Genomic DNA, 15,847 nt, shown 5'->3' on the forward strand with positions numbered 1-15,847 from the left:
GCGGACAAGAAGTTCTCGACTAAACGGCGTCAAACGGGCATTTTTATGGTGGTTCATCCGGGCTCTTTGGGGTCTGGATAGGTGTGGTAACCACCATTTTCCAAAGATGCCCCGGATGAACAACCTACCGAGAGATCACAGCTAGCGGCCGTGGAACGCGACGATCAGGATGCGCTGCATGTCCTGTTGAAGGACGCCCCACAGCGCGCCAACCAGATCGAACCCGGTTGCGGCGGCACCGCGCTGTTCGAGGCGATCCGCCTGGACCGTCCACAGGCATTGCAGGTACTGCTGCAGGGCGGCGCCTTGCCGGCGATGCCGGAGCGCCTGCACATGAGCAAAGTGACCAGCTACCTGGACTATGCACGCTTCCTGAAGAAGCCGCGCAGCGCGGAGCTGATGGCAGTGCTGGAAGCGCCGGTCGTCGCTGCCGCCCCCACGCCGATGCCGGCACCGCAACGCAGCTTCTGGGACCGGCTGTTCAGACGGAAGTGATCGACCCCGGAAACAGCAACGCCGGGCATGGCCCGGCGCTACCTTTCAGATCTCTCAGCCCGCATCCACCGCCAGCGCGCCCAGCGCACTGGCCTTGATGCGCTCCTTGGCCTTCTCACAGGCTCCATCGCAATGCAGGCGCGAGGCCTCCAGCTGCGGCGGCAGGTGCTCGGCCAGGAAGTCGATGAACACGCGCACCGCCGGCAACAGGCCACGGCGCGAGGCGAACACGGCATGGCACACGCCCTGCGGCAGCGACCAGTCCGGCAGCACTACTTCCAGTTCGCCATTGCGCACGGCATCGGCGCACACGGTTTCCGGCAGCATGGTGATGCCGAAGCCGTCCTTCACCATGCTCTGCAGCAGCGGGAAATCGAAGCCGGCCACGCGTGGCTGCAGGTCGACCCGGCGCACTTCGCCTTCCGGCCCATGCAGTTCCCAGCGCTGGCGCGCTTCGTCTTCGCTGATGCTGAGGGTGACGTGCTGGGTCAGTTCTTCCGGGTCCTTGGGGCGGCCGGCGCGGTCCAGGTACTTCGGGCTGGCCACCAGCAGTTCCTGCACCTGGCCGAAGCTGCGCATCACCAGGCTGCCGTCGTCGTCCAGGCGCGAACGCACGCGCAGGGCCACGTCGTAGCCTTCATTGATGATGTCCACGCGGCGGTTGCTGATGTTCAGCTGCAGGCGCACCTTCGGGTACTGCTCGAGGAACTTGGGCAGCAGCTTGGGCAGCTGCATCTGCGCCAGCGACACCGGCACACTGGCGCGCACCACGCCGCGCGGTTCCGCGCTGAGGCGGTCGACAACTTCGCGGGCGGCCTGCGCCTCGGCCAGCATCGTCTGCGCGTGGCGATGCACGCTGGTGCCGACGTCGGTGACCGCGAAGCGGCGCGTGGAGCGCTGCAGCAGGCGCACGCCCAGGTCGGTCTCCAGCTGGCTGATGCGGCGGCTCAGGCGCGACTTGGGGATGCCCAGCGCGCGCTCGGCGGCGGCAAATCCACCGTGGTCGACCACCATCGCAAAGTAGTACAGATCATTCAGGTCATGCATGCCCGAGTTCCATATCTAGAACAATACGTGGCATTCAATCACCTTTATTCCGCCTTTGCAACAACCTATCGTTCTCTCCGTCGGCGGGGCCACCCCGCCCCTTCCCTCCAGAACATAGGTGACTGCCATGAAGCTTCTGCATCTCGACGCCAGCGTGCTTGGCGACAATTCCGTCTCGCGCCAGCTGTCGGCCGCCGTGGTTACCCGCTTCACGGGCCAGATCGATGGCCTGCAGGTCGATTATCGCGATCTTGACGCCAATCCGGTACCGCATCTGCGCAGCAGCTCGCTGGCCAGGACCGATGCCGCCGAGGCGACCGATGCTGAACAGGTGATGCAGCAGTTCCTGGAGGCCGACATCGTGGTGATCGGCGCGCCTATGTACAACTTCAGCATTCCTTCCACGCTGAAGGCCTGGATCGACCGCGTGGCCGTGGCCGGCCGCACCTTCAAGTACACCGAGAACGGCCCGGTGGGCCTGGCCGGTGGCAAGCGGGTGATCATCGCCAGCAGCCGCGGTGGCATCTACACCGACTCGCCGGCCGACTTCCAGGAGCCGTTCCTGCGCCAGGTGTTCGCCTTCATGGGCATCAACGAGGTCGAGTTCGTGCGCGCCGAGGGCATCGCCTACTCGCCGCAGCACCGTGAAGACGCCATAGCCGGTGCACTGGCAGCTCTGCCGTCGCACGAAGTGGTCGAAGCCGTCGCTGCATAAGCGTTCCAGCGTTCGGCGCCGCTCTCTCCTCGTCGAGGCGCTGAACGCGGGCCGTGGATCCCCTCCCCCATCCCGGCCCACCCTGGCGGCCCCGCTTTGCGGGGCCGTTTTTTTGCGTCAGTAGATCCACGCCATGCGTGGATTCGGTGCCATGCGCGGCGCTCACCAGCACGTTAGGCTGGGGCCATGAACTACATCGTGACCACTGCGCACCGCAGCGAATTTCCGCACCCGATCACCCTGCGCCGCGGGCAGGCGCTGGCGGTGGGCGAACGCTATGAAGGCCCGGAGGGCTGGGCGGACTGGTTCCTGTGCGAGGCCGAGGGGCAACAGCCCGGATTCGTGCCAGCACCGGTGATCGGTCGCACTGCGCAGGGTGACGCGTTTGCCACGCAGGATTACGGCGCGCGGGAGCTGGATGTGGATCCCGGCCAGCTGCTGCGTGGGCAGCGCACGCTCAATGGCTGGGCGTGGTGCGTGCCGGAGGCCGGCGACCCGGGATGGGTGCCGTTGGAGAAGGTGCGGGTTGTGGAGTGATCGTGGGGTTCATCCACGCATGGCGTGGATCTACTGGGGCATCGGTGAAATCATGCCGAGCGCCTGCAACATCCTCCAGTAGATCCACGCCATGCGTGGATTCGGTGCCATGCAAGCATGGCACCCACCAGAGCCGCAGCACCGCCCGATCAGGGAATCAGGCGATGGTTTCCAGACCGCCCATGTACGGGCGCAGGGCTTCCGGCACGGTGATGCTGCCGTCGGCGTTCTGGTAGTTCTCCATCACCGCGATCATCGCGCGGCCGACGGCCACGCCCGAGCCGTTCAGCGTGTGCGCCAGCTCCGGCTTGCCGGTGGCCGGGTTGCGCCAGCGCGCCTGCATGCGGCGGGCCTGGAAGTCACCACAGTTCGAGCACGAGGAGATTTCGCGGTAGGTCTCCTGCGACGGCAGCCAGACTTCCAGGTCGTAGGTCTTCACCGCAGAGAAGCCCATGTCGCCGGTGCACAGCAGCACCTTGCGGTACGGCAGGCCCAGCTTTTCCAGCACCACTTCGGCGCAGCGGGTCATGCGCTGGTGTTCGGCATCGCTGTCTTCCGGGCGGCTGATCGAGACCAGCTCGACCTTCTCGAACTGGTGCTGGCGGATCATGCCGCGCACGTCGCGACCACCGCTGCCAGCCTCGGCACGGAAGCACATCGAGTGGGCGGTCATGCGCAACGGCAGGCGTTCGGCATCGACGATCTCGTCGCGCACGATGTTGGTCAGCGGCACTTCCGAGGTCGGGATCAGGTAGCGCGTGGAATCGCCCACGGCCGTCATGAACAGGTCGTCCTCGAACTTCGGCAGCTGGCTGGTGCCACGCAGCGAGTCAGCGTTGACCAGCAGCGGCACGTTGGTTTCCTCATAGCCGTGCTCGCCGGTGTGCAGGTCGACCATGAACTGGGCCAGCGCACGGTGCAGGCGCGCGATCGGGCCGCGCAGCACGGTGAAGCGCGAGCCGGACAGCTTGGCCGCGGTCTCGCCGTCCAGCCAGCCGTTGCGGGCGCCCAGTTCGACGTGGTCGAGCACCTTGAAGTCGAACTGGCGCGGGGTTCCCCAGCGCGACTGCTCGACGTTGTCGTTCTCGTCGGCACCGGCCGGCACGTCATCGGCCGGCAGGTTCGGGATGCCCATCGAGATCGCTTCGATCTTCTCGCGCAGCTCGTCCAGCGCCACTTCCGAGGCCTTCAGCTCGTCGGCGAAGGCTGCGACCTCGGCCATGATGGCCGAGACGTCCTCGCCCTTGGCCTTGGCCTGGCCGATGGCCTTGGAACGGCTGTTGCGCAGGCTCTGCAGCTCCTGGGTCCGCACCTGGATGCGCTTGCGATCAGCCTCCAGGGACTCCAGGGCAGACACGTCGAGCTCGAAGCCGCGGCTGGTGCGCAGGCGTTCGGCGAGGTCGGCGGGCTGGTGGCGGAGCAGGGCTGGATCAAGCATGGCAGGTGTCGTGGTGGGTATCAGGGATGGGATTATCGCTTGTTATACGGATTTCTGCCGCCCGGTTCATTCCCGCCGTGGCAGAATCGAGCCATTCCGTACTGGTCCGGTCCATGTCTGCACCCCGCTCGTCGTCCGCCAAGTCGTTCACTGTGCATATCCCGCGCAACGCCCTGAAGATCGCCGGCATCGCCTTCGGCGTGGGCGTACTGCTGTTCGTGCTGGTCTGGCTGACCGGTCGCGACAAGGAGTTCTTCCGCGCCGATCCGGCTGCCCAGACCCCGCAGGAAACCGCCCAGATCGAGCCCCTGCCGGAACCACTGGCCGCTGCCGCCGGTTCCAGCGACATGCCCGATGCCAAGCCGGCACCGGTGGAGGAAGAAGCGCCGAAGCTGGTGGAAACGGCCCCGCCGCCGCCCGCGCCCGTGGCTGAAGCGGCCCCGGCTGCACCGGGCCCTGCGCCGGCGGCCACCGGCAACAGCCAGCCGATGCCGATTGCCGGCCAGTCGCCGCCGCCGTCCTATCCCGCCGCCGCCCTGCGCGCCGGTGAAACCGGTACGGTGGTGGTACGCGTGGACGTGGACGCCACCGGCTATCCGAACAACGCCACGGTGATCCAGCGCAGCGGTTCACGCGAGCTCGACCGTGCCGCCACCGACGCTGTGCGCCGCTGGCGCTTCACTCCGGCGCAGAGCAACGGCCAGGCCGTACCCGGCAGCATTGAAGTGCCGTTCGACTTCAAGACGCAGTAACTGAACACTTCCCGGCAGGCAAACTGAACCCTGCCGGTGGCGTTGACGCAACGCTGACACTTCCCGTCCGTGGCTCGGGCAACACTGCCCACGTCGTCCATTGACGGAAGGAGTTTGCGATGACCGCCACCACCCACGAAGACCTTCATTCGCCGCAGCTGCCGCAGGATTCAAGCGCGCAGCACAAGCCCACGTCGCCCTGGATGTGGATCGCGCTGATCGTGGCGATGTTTGCCGGCGCCCTGCTCTGGCTGCGTCATTCGAACCAGGAAGACGTGGCACCGGCGCCGGTCGGTGAGCGCATGCTGCCGGCCCCTGAGCAGCCCGCGGTGACGGATGCAGCGGCCCCTGCCGCGCGCCAGGCAACCCCGGCTACTGCTTCGCGGAAGGCCGCGCCGGCAGTGCGCAATCGTGAAGCCCGCCCGCTGGCCAGCAACCGCATGCCCACCTACCCCGCCGCCGCGCTGCGTAGCGGCGTGCAGGGCAGCGTGATCGCCAGCCTGAATGTCGATACCCGCGGCAATGTCGCCAGCGCTGCGATCGTCTCGCGCAGCGGCGAGCGCAGTCGCGATCTGGATCGTGCGGTGCTCAATACCGTGCAGAACTGGAAGTTCCAGCCGGCGGTGCATGACGGCCGCGCAGTAGCAAGCGTAGTGCGAGTCCCGGTGGATTTCCGTACCGAGCAGCGTTGATCGCGGACGAGGGGTTCGTGATGTTTAGACGGAGGCTTCGGCCTCCGTCCTTTTATGCGGGAAAGCGTGCCAACCAAGGTTGGCACCTACCAGGAGATGTGAGCGTGCCAACCAGGGTTGGCACCTACCGGGAGATGTGTGCGTGCCAACCAAGGTCGGCACCTACCGGGCATTGCGATCCGCCTGGCAGGGCCCGGCGGACGCGGTGACGATCAGGCCAGGTTGAATCCGGCGCTGCGGGCCAGGCCGTCGAAGTCCGGGAAGGACGTGGCGACGTTGGCGATATCGTTGATGCGCACCTCGCCGTCACTGATCTGGCCGGCAATGGCGAACGCCATGGCGATGCGGTGGTCGCCGTGGCTTTCGATGGTGCCGCTGCCCAGGCGCACGCCACCATGCAGGGTGGCACCGTCGTCGGTTTCGTCCACCTGCATGCCCAGCGCGCGCAGGCCGGTGGCCATCGCCGCAAGGCGATCGGATTCCTTCACCCGCAGCTCGGCGGCACCGCTCACCACGGTCTGGCCTTCGGCGGCGGCGGCGGCCACGAACAGCGCGGGGAACTCGTCGATCATGTCCGGCACCAGTGCTTCCGGAATGCGTGCACCCTTCAGCGGGGCATAGCGCACCACCAGGTCCGCCACCGGTTCACCGCCCTGCTCGGCCGGGTTCTCTTCGGTGATATCCGCGCCCATCAGGCGCAGCGCATGCAACAGACCGGTGCGGCGCGGGTTCAGGCCGACCTGTTTCAGGCGCAGCTCGGAGCCCGGAATGATGCTGGCAGCCACCAGATAGAACGCCGCAGACGAGAAGTCGGCCGGCACCACGATATCCGTGGCACGAAGGCGTTGGCCGCCGCGCAGGCGCGCCTTGCCCGGCGAGAATTCGATGTCCACGCCGAACGCGGACAGCATGCGTTCGGTGTAGTCGCGGGTCGGGTGCGGCTCGACAACGCTGGTTTCGCCCTGCGCGTACAGGCCTGCCAGCAACACCGCCGACTTGATCTGCGCGCTGGCCACCGGCGAGGCGAAGTCGATGCCATGCAGCGTCTGGCCGCCATGCACGTGCAGCGGCGGCGTGCCGTCATCCTGGGTGTCGATCTTCGCGCCCATCTGCGACAGCGGGCCGGTGACGCGGCGCATAGGTCGACCCGACAGCGACTCGTCGCCGATCAGCGTGCAGTCGAACGCCTGGCCCGCCAGCAGGCCGGCCAGCAGGCGCATGCCGGTACCGGCGTTGCCGCAGTCCAGCGGCGCATCCGGCGCCTTCAGGCCGTCGATGCCGACGCCGTGCACGATGCGCTGCGACGCGCTGGGGGTTTCGATGCGCACGCCCAGCTGGCTGAAGATGCGCGCGGTAGCGCGGGTATCTTCGCCTTCCAGGAAACCTTCGATATGCGAGGTGCCATCGGCCAGCGCGGCGAACATCACCGAGCGGTGCGAGACCGACTTGTCGCCGGGAATGGTCAGGCTGCCCTGCAGCGGCTGGCCCTTGCGGGCGATCCAGTGTTGCGCGTTGCTCATCGTTCGATCATTCCGTAAACGCCGGCAGCGCCGGCGATGCATCAGGGAGCGGCGGCCAGGGCCGCCGCAGCAGCACTCAGGGCACGGCCACCGGATAGGAGCCCAGCACCTTGATCTGCGCCGAGTGCGCTTCCAGTTCGGCCAGGGCAGCCTGCATCGGCGCGTCGTCGATGTGGCCGGCCAGGTCGATGAAGAAGCCGTATTCCCACTTGCCGTGGTGCGACGGGCGCGACTCGATGCGGTTCATGCTGATGCCGTGGCGGGCGAACGGGCTGAGCACGTCGAACAGCGCACCGGGCTTGTCATGGATGAACACCAGCACCGAGGTGCGGTCGTGGCCGGAGGTCGGGAAGATGTTACGGCCCACCACCAGGAAGCGGGTGGTGTTGTCGGCATCGTTCTGGATCGGCTTGGTGACCACCTTCTTCAGGCCATACACGTGGCCGGCACTCTCGCCGCCGATGGCCGCTGCGTCGTCGGCGTTGCGCGCACGGCGCGCACCTTCGGCGTTGCTGGATACCGGAATCTTCTCGGCCTTCGGCAGGTTGGCGCGCAGCCACGCCGAGGTCTGCATGAACGACTGCGGGTGTGCGTAGATGCGCTCGATGTCCTCGATGCGGCCGCTGCGCGACATCAGGTACTGCTGCACGCGCAGTTCCACTTCGCCACAGATCTTCAGGTTGGAGGTCAGGAACATGTCCAGGGTGATCTGGATGGTGCCCTGCCCCGAATTCTCCACCGGCACCACGCCGAAATCGGCGTTGCCCGCTTCCACTTCCTGGAACACTTCCTCGATGCTGGCCATCGGCAGGCCCAGCGCGGAGCGGCCGAAGTGCTTGAGCACCGCCTGCTGGCTGAAGGTGCCTTCCGGGCCGAGGTAGCCGATCTTCAGTGGCTCCTGCTGCGCCAGGCAGGCCGACATGATCTCGCGGTAGACGTGCACCAGCAGTTCATCGCTGAGCGGGCCTTCGTTGCGGTCCACCACCATGCGCAGCACCTGCGCTTCGCGCTCGGGGCGGTAGTAGTCGACGGCAGCAGCCAGCTTGCCCTTGGCCTTGCCGACCTGGTGGGCGAAACGCGCGCGCTCGGCGATCAGGCTCTGGATGTCGCGGTCGATCTGGTCGATCTTCGAACGCACATCGGCCAGCGCCAGCGGCGCCAGGGTGGGCGCCGGGTTCGACGCAGCCTTGGACGTGCTCTTGCCCTTGGCCTTGGTGGAGGCGCTGTCCTTGGCCGATTCGGCCTTCTTCGGCACCTTCTTGCTGGATTTGCTGCTTGCCATCGGAATTCCCTGTTGCGGGGCACGCACCCGACGGTGCGCGCCGTTCATTGCTCAACCGTGACGCTGCTGGAAATCGGCCATGAAGGCGACCAGCGCCTCGGCCCCGGCCAGCGGCATGGCGTTGTACAGCGAAGCCCGGATGCCGCCGACCACCTTGTGGCCCTTCAGCGCCAGCAGGCCAGCGGCCTTGGCTTCGGCGACGAAGCGGGCGTCAAGCTCGGCATCGGGCAGGAAGAACGGAATGTTCATGCGCGAACGGGCCGCATATGCGACTTCATTGCGGTAGAAGCCGCCGGAGCCGTCGATGGCGCCGTACACCAGCGCGGCCTTGGCGGCGTTGCGCTTGGCGAATTCGGTCACGCCGCCTTCGGCCAGCATCCACTTGAACACCAGGCCGGCCAGATACCAGTTCCAGGTCGGCGGCGTGTTGAGCATCGAATCGCGGGCGACGTGCGAGCGGTAATCGAAGATGTCCGCGCGCGGCTGGCCACTGCGCTCGAGCAGGTCGCGGCGGATGATCATCACCGCGACGCCGACCGGGCCCAGGTTCTTCTGCGCGCCGGCGTAGATCACGCCATAGCGGCGCACATCCAGCGGTTCGCTGGCGATGGACGAGCTGAAGTCGGCGATCAGCGGGACGTTGCCGGTGTCGGGCACATCACGGAATTCGACGCCGTGGATGGTCTCGTTGGCGGTGATGTGCACGTAGGCGGCATCGCGCGACAGCTGCCAGTCGGCACGCGCCGGCAGCTCGCGGTAGCCGTTGGCCTCGCTGCTGGCGGCAATGTTGACGTCGACGTAGACCCCGGCCTGCTTGACCGCCGTCTTGCCCCAGTGGCCACTAACCACGTAATCGGCACGCTGGCCCGGGGCGGCGAAGTTGAGCGGGATCAGTGCCTGCTGGGTGGTGGCGCCACCGGACAGGAACAGCACCGCATAGTCGTCGGGGATGTCGAGCAGGCGACGCAGGTCGGCCTCGGCTTCGGCAGCCACGGACATGAATTCCGCGCCGCGATGGCTCATTTCCACGATCGAAGCGCCGGACCCGTGCCAGTCCAGCATTTCCGCCTGCGCCTGGCGCAGGACCGATTCCGGCAAGGTCGCAGGGCCGGCACTGAAGTTGAACGCGCGCGTCATGTCACACCTGTGGGGCAAGACCCCTAGTATGCCGCAGTGCACCAGCCTTGCGGCCTTGTGGCGCAAGGGAAATTTGGTTTCATTGGAATCCATTGGCGACGCGACCGGGTAGTGCCGGCCGCTGGCCGGCAACCTCATGGATTCGGGGCGGCGGTTGCCGGCCAGCGCCCGACACTACCGTCACCGCGCGACCGTCAGCGCGCGCCGAACCAGAGCAGCAGGCTGAGCACTGCTGCCAGCAACAAGGCGCTGGCCAGCAGCCACGGCCAGCGCCGGACTCTGCGCGGCGTCACAGGCAGCACCGGCGCCTGTTCCGCGTCCTCGCCGGACTCGTCCTCGGCCGGCAACGGCCGCCGACGTGGATCATGCGGCACTTCCAGCACGAAACGATGCTGGCCATCGAACACCACCTGGTCGCCGGCCTGCAGCCAGCAGTGGCGCACGGCCACGCCGTTGACCCGGGTGCCGTCGGCACTGCCGAGGTCGCGCAGCAGCACACGATCACCGTGCACTTCCACGCGGGCGTGCTGTTCGGCGAAGGCCGGATCGTCGATGGCGATGTCGGCGTCGCTGCCGCGGCCGATCAACCGTGCCCGCGACAGCGTATAGCTGCGGCCATGATGCAGGCCGCCGACACCGCGCAGCAGGCGCTGCTGCTCATCGGTGCCATCGTCGTTCTTCGGCGCGGGTGCCTGCAGCAGGCTCTCGACCTCGCCCTGCAGCACCATCTCCACGCCGTCCACATAGACCGCATCGCCTGCACGCAGCAGCGCCATGCGACGCACCGGCCGACCATTCACGTGGATGCCACGGATACCGTTGCCGACCTGCAGCCACAGGCCGCGATCGTCCATGCAGAACTGCGCCAGCAGCAGGGCGCCGTGGCCGGCGTCGCCGAGCCGCACACTGCCGTTGGCCTGGCGCACGATGCGTTGCACCCCGGGCCGCAGCGGCTGGTCGGGCTGTTGTTGTTGACTGAAGTGAACAAGCAGGTTCTGCACGCGGCGCAGCCTAGCAGGTTGGCCGCCAACGAAGAAGAACCTGCGATGAGTGCTTGGCGCGACGGCCCTCGATGCGCACAATGCTCGCCCTCATTGATCATCCCCGCCCGGCGCCAGGAGCCTGCATGTCCACCATCGATGTCCGCCACGCCCACGCCCTGCCCGACGCGCAGGCACGCGCCGCGATCGAACAGGTCGCCGCCAAGCTGTCCGAGCGCTTCGGCCTGAAGTCGTCCTGGACCGCCGACGTGCTGAACTTCTCTGGCAGCGGCGTGGACGGTGCGATCGAACTGCAGCCGGGCGCCGTGCGCGTCACCGCCAAGCTGGGCTTCCTGCTGTCGGCGATGAAGGGCATGGTCGAGGGCGAGATCCAGCGCGTCCTGAAGGAAAAGCTGGGCTGAACCCCGGCGGCGGCCGTCACGGCCGTGCAACGCCAGTGCGCGCTACTCTCGGGGGCAGGCCCAACTCCCACGGGAAGTGCGATGAACCAGTACGAAAACGATGACCGCCGCAACGACGACGCCTCGTTCGGTGACCAGGCCGAGCGCTTCTCGCGCAAGCTGAGTGACTCGGCGCAGCAGGTCTGGCTGGCCGGCCTGGGCGCCCTGGGCCGTGCACAGGCCGAAGGCAGCCGCTTCTTCGACGGCCTGGTGAAGGAAGGCGAAGCCTGGGAGGCCCGCCGCCGTGAACGCCACGGCGAACAGGGCCCGGGCTGGCGCGACAACGTGGAATCCTCACTGGATGAGGCCCGCGAGAAGGCCTCTGGCACCTGGAACAAGGTCGAAAAGGCCTTCGATGACCAGGTGCAGGGCGTGCTCAAGCGCCTGCATGTCCCAACTGCGGACGAGGTGACCGCGCTGGAAGCCCGTATCGACGCCCTGCACGCGCGGCTGGCCAAGCTGGAAAACCGTGCGGCCTCGGGCACCGATGCTCCCGCCCCGGGCAGCCATCAGTCGCCAGGCAGCGTGCCCTGACCGGCCATTGTTGCAATGCAATAAAATTTGATTGACAATCGCGAGCAACCCGCCAATCGCTTCGGCTGCCGTTTGTTCCCTCCCCTCACGGCTTCAGGATTGGCGGGTTTTTCGTGCTCGCCGTATGCCGATCTGAGCGTTCCATCACGCTTCCTGTCAGGAACGTCCTGACCCAGCCGGATAGTGCGACCTTTACACTGTCGTCTTCCGCATTCGCCCCTTCCGCGCACCTCCTGCATGCTCCCTTGGATCCTGGCCCTGCTGTCGGCCCTGCTTACCTGTTCCCTGGCTGTTGTCTATCTGTGGTGGATCAAGCGGCGGCAGAAGGAGATGCAACTTGGCCTGCAAGCGCTGGCCGGCATGCACTGGCGCGAGTTCTCGGTACTGGTCAAGCGCATGCTGCGCGAACAGCGCGGCCTGCGTGAACTGAATGACCCGGCGGAGGAATCCCGCGAGCCGAGCAGCGACTTCCTGCTCAGCGACGGCCCCAACCAGTGGCTGGTGTCCTGCAAGCATGGCCTTGCCTACCGTATCGGCACCGCCGCAGTGAACGAGCTGGGGGCTGCTGCGCGCCTGGCCGGCGCCAAGGGCGGCGTGCTGCTGACCGAAGGCCGGATGGAACGCGACGGGCGCAGCGCTGCCGAGAAGCAGGCGGTCGAGGTGCTGGACGGTCCGCGCCTGTGGCCGCTGCTGCAGCCCTACCTGCCGGCGGAAATCGAAACCCGTGTGCGTGCCAGCGCCCGCCATGAAGCCCTGCGCCGGATCGCCATTGCCGCGCTCGGCGCGGTCACGCTGGGCCTGCTGGTGGGATTGAGCCTGCAAGGCTTGCATGTGCAGGACACCGCGCCTGTTGCCGAGGTGGCGGCCCCCCCCGCGCCGGTTGCGCCTGCGGTTGGAGCGGCGCCCGAACCGGCACCGGCCCCCGCCACCACGCCGCCGGCCGCTGCGCCTGCACCGGCCGCGCCCTCAGCCGACGCGCGCAGCAACCCCAACCCGGATGCCGCCACGCTGGAGCGCTTCCAGGCCGATCTGTCCCGCGCCTTGGCCGGCAAGCCCGGTATCGCCAGCGGGGTCTGGCTGACCCGGCAGACGCTGGCGATCAACCGCACGGGCGAGCTGGACGCGGTCTGGCCGCAGGTCTGCGAGGAAGTGCTGCACTACCCCGCCCTGCGCAACGTGCGCATCCAGCTCAACGCCCGCCCCGGCGTGGATGAGCCGGTGCGCTGGCGCCAATGCGCCACGTACTGATGGGGCCGCATCCACGCGTGGCGTGGATCTACTGAACCCCGATGCGCGACCCCTTGGTAGATCCACGCCACGCGTGGATGCCTTTGCAGAGTTGAGCCACGCGCGAACAGCAGCCGAGCATCGGCTCGGCTCCACATGGCGCCAGCTCAGCCCAATGCCGCGAGATGGGCGATGTAACTGGAGCGCGATTCACCCGCCGCTCTGGCCTGCGCATCCAGCCTCGCCAGGATCCGGCGTGGCAGGCTGATATTGACCCGCTCGATGGTATCGTCCAGCAGAGCCGGATCAATGCAGATGTACGCAAGAATCCAACGGATGTCCTTGGATGCCTCGGCGGCGATCTTCTGCGGCGCGGACGGTGTCGGAATCGAACGCCCCTCATCCAGGGCCGCATCAATCCAGGCGAGTGCAGCTTCCTCGGCAGCGCTGAGCGCATCATCAAGCGTATCGGCCGCCGAGAAGCACCCCGGCAGATCTGGAACGACCACACCCCACGCGGTGCGCTCATCGCCTGCCTCGATCAAGACTGGATATCGCATGGGCCCTCCTACGTCAGTCCTGCGAGCTTCCGCAACGCCTGCACCAGCCCTTTCCCCAGATCCTTCCTTTGGGTGAGGAAGGGTGATGATGTGAGGGTGCTGCGGGTGCACGAATACATGATGGGATCCGCGGATCCGACGACAGATCCAACCTGCCGCTTCCAGATCCCGGATGAGGTCCCTGCTCTTCATGCAGGGACGATACACATCGTACACACGCCCCGACAGAGCTCAAGGCGACAGTCGTTCCGGCCCAGTAGATCCACGCCATGTGTGGATGGAATCCCTATCGCGCGCCCGGCGCGAAACGCGCCACCAGGTCCCAGGCATCCCCCAGGAACACCTGGCGCACGCGGGTGATCGGCTGTTCGCCACGCCAGGTAAGGCGTTCGATCACCAGGCAGGCGGTACCGGGCTTCACGTCCAGCAGCTTGGCGGTGGCGGTATCTGCCCCCCAGGCACTGATGCGGTGCTGGGCACGGGTCCACGACACGTTCTGCAGCAGCCAGCTGCCCGGCGCGGTAGTGCTGAAGTCGACCTCCAGTACCTCAGGCACGCCCACCGGGCTGATCAGGCGATGCTCCAGCGCCAGCGGGCGACCATCGGCCAGGTGCAGGCAGCGCATCGCCAGCAGGTTTTCCTGCCCGGCCAGCTCGACTTCACCGGCATTGCCGGCATCGGCAAGGCGCAGGTCGCGCTGCAGCAGGCGATAGGCGTACTGGTGGCCGCGCGAGCCAACCTCCATCGCGATATCGGGAATCTCCAGCGCCACCTGCTCCAGGTGCGGGGGCTGCCGCGCGACGAACGAACCGGCACGGCGACGGCGTTCGATCATGCCGCTCTCGGCCAGCGCGGTCAGCACCTTGTTCACCGTCATCCGCGAGCAGCCGTACTGCTCCATCAGCTCGTGTTCGTACGGAATCCGAAAGCCCGGCGCCCACTCTCCACTGAGGATGCGGCTTTCCAGATCGCTGCGGATACGCTGGTTGAGCGTGGCGGACTTGCTGGCCTTCACGTAATGGGGTCTCGGTGGCGGGAGGCGATCAGCCCAGCACGCCACGCAGGGCGGCGGTAAAGGCGGTGGTGATCGCCTCGCGCTGCAGGTGGCGGCCCTCGGCCACGCATTGGCGGCCATGGCGCCAGACCGATCGCAGCGCGCCATTACGTGCGGCGAACACCCAGCTGTCAAGCCATGCGTCATCCTGTCGCGCCTGCAGCGCCGGGTGCCCGGCATCCAGTTCGACCAGGTCGGCACTGGCGCCGACCTGCAGGCCAGCGGCCACGCCCAGCGCCTGTGCACCACCGTGCAGTGCGCCTTCGAACAGGAAGCGGCCGGTGCTGCGGGTGGCATCCGGGGCCAGCACGTTGCGACCGCGCAGGGTCAGGCGCTGGCCGTATTCGAGCAGGCGCAGTTCTTCGGCCGCATCAATCAGCACATTGGAATCGGAGCCGACACCGAAGCGCCCGCCCTCGCGCGCGAACGCCTGCATCGGGAACAGGCCGTCACCCAGGTTGGCTTCGGTGATCGGGCACAGGCCGGCCACGGCCTGGCTGGCCACGATGGCGACGCGCTCATCGTCGGTGATGTGGGTGGCGTGCACCAGGCACCAGCGCGCATCCACCGGTGCATGGTCGTACAGCCACTGCACCGGACGCTGGCCGCTCCAGGCCAGGCAGGCCTCGACTTCACGCACCTGCTCGGCGATATGGATGTGCACCGGGCCGTCGGTCAGCGGCAGCAACGCACTCAATTCCTCGCCGGTGACTGCACGCAGGCTGTGCGGCGCGATGCCGAGCACCGCATCCGGCAGCGCGGCCAGTGCCGGCTTGGCGGCGTCCAGCAACTGCGCGAAACCGTTCACGTCGTGGATCAGGCGCCGCTGCGCTGGATTCGGCGCCGCCCCGCCGAAATCGGCATGCGCATAGAACACCGGCAGCAGGGTCAGGCCGATGCCGGTCTGCTCGGCGGCGGCAGCAATCCGTGCACTCATCTCGGCGCGGTTGGCATAGGCGCGACCATCGGCGTCGTGGTGCAGGTAATTGAATTCGCCGACGCGGGTGAAGCCGCTTTCCAGCATTTCCATGTAGGCCTGGGCGGCGATGGCCTGCACCGCGTCCGGGCGCAGATGGGCCAGGAAGCGGTACATCAGCTCACGCCAGCTCCAGAAGCTGTCACCGTCGCCGCCGCCGATCTCGGTCAGCCCAGCCATGCCGCGCTGGAAGGCGTGGCTGTGCAGGTTGGGCAGGCCCGGCACCAGGATGTCGACGCGGGTGTCGCCGTGCTGGGCGCCCTGCCCCATGTGGATCGCCGTGATGCGGCCGTCCTGCACCTGCAGGCGGACATCGCGGGCCCAGCCATCGGCCAGCAGGGCGTGGGCGGCATGGAAACAGTGTGGGGAACGCGAATCGGACATGGCTGGACAACCCGAAATGGACGCCTATATTGTATAGACATATAAGCACAGCCGCG

The 15,847-nt window shown here is 67.2% G+C and carries 17 protein-coding genes and 1 pseudogene; 8 read left to right on the forward strand and 10 right to left on the reverse strand.

Annotation, left to right across the window (positions count from 1 at the left end; all coding sequences use genetic code 11):
* Positions 1–150 precede the first annotated feature (150 nt).
* Positions 151–495, forward strand: a complete 345-nt coding sequence (locus tag AC5P9L_RS09740) for a hypothetical protein (RefSeq protein WP_495230607.1) — start codon at positions 151–153, stop codon at positions 493–495.
* A 54-nt stretch (positions 496–549) separates the two neighbouring features.
* Here AC5P9L_RS09740 and AC5P9L_RS09745 read toward each other — a convergent pair whose 3' ends face one another.
* A complete protein-coding gene (locus tag AC5P9L_RS09745) occupies positions 550–1,542 on the reverse strand; it encodes a LysR family transcriptional regulator (protein ID WP_049429058.1) in 993 nt (330 codons plus the stop codon).
* Between the two features lie 127 nt (positions 1,543–1,669).
* Between AC5P9L_RS09745 and AC5P9L_RS09750 the strand changes: the two genes are divergently transcribed.
* Both AC5P9L_RS09750 and AC5P9L_RS09755 read left to right on the forward strand, forming a co-directional pair.
* Positions 1,670–2,257 carry an FMN-dependent NADH-azoreductase gene (locus tag AC5P9L_RS09750; protein ID WP_049396721.1) on the forward strand — a complete coding sequence of 196 codons (588 nt, stop codon included), beginning with the start codon at positions 1,670–1,672 and terminating at the stop codon, positions 2,255–2,257.
* A 186-nt stretch (positions 2,258–2,443) separates the two neighbouring features.
* Entirely contained in the window at positions 2,444–2,794 is a 351-nt protein-coding gene (locus AC5P9L_RS09755; protein ID WP_164225644.1) for an SH3 domain-containing protein, read from the forward strand.
* A gap of 157 nt (positions 2,795–2,951) precedes the next feature.
* On the opposite strand, the gene serS is transcribed toward AC5P9L_RS09755, so the two are convergent.
* A complete protein-coding gene (gene serS, locus AC5P9L_RS09760) occupies positions 2,952–4,232 on the reverse strand; it encodes a serine--tRNA ligase (protein WP_227415574.1) in 1,281 nt (426 codons plus the stop codon).
* A 113-nt stretch (positions 4,233–4,345) separates the two neighbouring features.
* Between serS and AC5P9L_RS09765 the strand changes: the two genes are divergently transcribed.
* Together AC5P9L_RS09765 and AC5P9L_RS09770 are read left to right on the forward strand one after the other, a co-directional pair.
* Positions 4,346–4,984 (forward strand): energy transducer TonB, encoded by a 639-nt coding sequence (locus AC5P9L_RS09765; RefSeq protein WP_005410179.1) that lies wholly within the window; start codon positions 4,346–4,348, stop codon positions 4,982–4,984.
* Between the two features lie 119 nt (positions 4,985–5,103).
* Entirely contained in the window at positions 5,104–5,676 is a 573-nt protein-coding gene (locus AC5P9L_RS09770; RefSeq protein WP_227415573.1) for an energy transducer TonB, read from the forward strand.
* Between the two features lie 212 nt (positions 5,677–5,888).
* On the opposite strand, the gene aroA is transcribed toward AC5P9L_RS09770, so the two are convergent.
* The 4 genes from aroA to AC5P9L_RS09790 all read right to left on the reverse strand — a co-directional run bounded on the left by aroA (position 5,889) and on the right by AC5P9L_RS09790 (position 10,616).
* On the reverse strand, positions 5,889–7,196 hold the full coding sequence (gene aroA / locus AC5P9L_RS09775) for a 3-phosphoshikimate 1-carboxyvinyltransferase (protein WP_100438711.1): 1,308 nt from the start codon (positions 7,194–7,196) through the stop codon (positions 5,889–5,891).
* 76 nt (positions 7,197–7,272) lie between these two features.
* Entirely contained in the window at positions 7,273–8,478 is a 1,206-nt protein-coding gene (pheA, locus tag AC5P9L_RS09780) for a prephenate dehydratase (protein ID WP_279915927.1), read from the reverse strand.
* A gap of 51 nt (positions 8,479–8,529) precedes the next feature.
* Complete coding sequence (serC, locus tag AC5P9L_RS09785) at positions 8,530–9,615, reverse strand: 3-phosphoserine/phosphohydroxythreonine transaminase (RefSeq protein ID WP_012480720.1); 1,086 nt, start codon at positions 9,613–9,615, stop codon at positions 8,530–8,532.
* A gap of 194 nt (positions 9,616–9,809) precedes the next feature.
* On the reverse strand, positions 9,810–10,616 hold the full coding sequence (locus tag AC5P9L_RS09790; protein WP_005410184.1) for an FHA domain-containing protein: 807 nt from the start codon (positions 10,614–10,616) through the stop codon (positions 9,810–9,812).
* A gap of 125 nt (positions 10,617–10,741) precedes the next feature.
* On the opposite strand from AC5P9L_RS09790, the gene AC5P9L_RS09795 reads away from it, so the two are divergent.
* From AC5P9L_RS09795 to AC5P9L_RS09805, 3 genes are all read left to right on the forward strand, one after another.
* The gene (locus AC5P9L_RS09795) at positions 10,742–11,017 is read left to right on the forward strand and encodes a polyhydroxyalkanoic acid system family protein (protein ID WP_005417302.1); all 276 of its coding nucleotides are present in this window, start codon (positions 10,742–10,744) and stop codon (positions 11,015–11,017) included.
* An 81-nt stretch (positions 11,018–11,098) separates the two neighbouring features.
* Positions 11,099–11,590 (forward strand): phasin family protein, encoded by a 492-nt coding sequence (locus tag AC5P9L_RS09800; RefSeq protein ID WP_012480721.1) that lies wholly within the window; start codon positions 11,099–11,101, stop codon positions 11,588–11,590.
* A 237-nt stretch (positions 11,591–11,827) separates the two neighbouring features.
* The gene (locus tag AC5P9L_RS09805) at positions 11,828–12,838 is read left to right on the forward strand and encodes a restriction endonuclease (protein WP_062607335.1); all 1,011 of its coding nucleotides are present in this window, start codon (positions 11,828–11,830) and stop codon (positions 12,836–12,838) included.
* Between the two features lie 146 nt (positions 12,839–12,984).
* Here AC5P9L_RS09805 and AC5P9L_RS09810 read toward each other — a convergent pair whose 3' ends face one another.
* The 4 genes and pseudogenes from AC5P9L_RS09810 to AC5P9L_RS09825 form a co-directional block, all read right to left on the reverse strand.
* Positions 12,985–13,362: a type II toxin-antitoxin system HicB family antitoxin gene (locus tag AC5P9L_RS09810; RefSeq protein WP_229295552.1), complete on the reverse strand. Its 378-nt coding sequence runs from the start codon at positions 13,360–13,362 to the stop codon at positions 12,985–12,987.
* 138 nt (positions 13,363–13,500) lie between these two features.
* Positions 13,501–13,569 (reverse strand): annotated as a pseudogene (locus AC5P9L_RS09815) (type II toxin-antitoxin system HicA family toxin); the annotation flags it as partial.
* A 94-nt stretch (positions 13,570–13,663) separates the two neighbouring features.
* Positions 13,664–14,392, reverse strand: coding sequence for a histidine utilization transcriptional repressor HutC (gene hutC / locus AC5P9L_RS09820; protein WP_062607337.1), 729 nt, complete (start codon positions 14,390–14,392; stop codon positions 13,664–13,666).
* 28 nt (positions 14,393–14,420) lie between these two features.
* Positions 14,421–15,791 (reverse strand): formimidoylglutamate deiminase, encoded by a 1,371-nt coding sequence (locus AC5P9L_RS09825; protein WP_062607339.1) that lies wholly within the window; start codon positions 15,789–15,791, stop codon positions 14,421–14,423.
* Positions 15,792–15,847: the final 56 nt, after the last annotated feature.

The organism is Stenotrophomonas sp. YJH_SMC_64, from assembly GCF_059371375.1.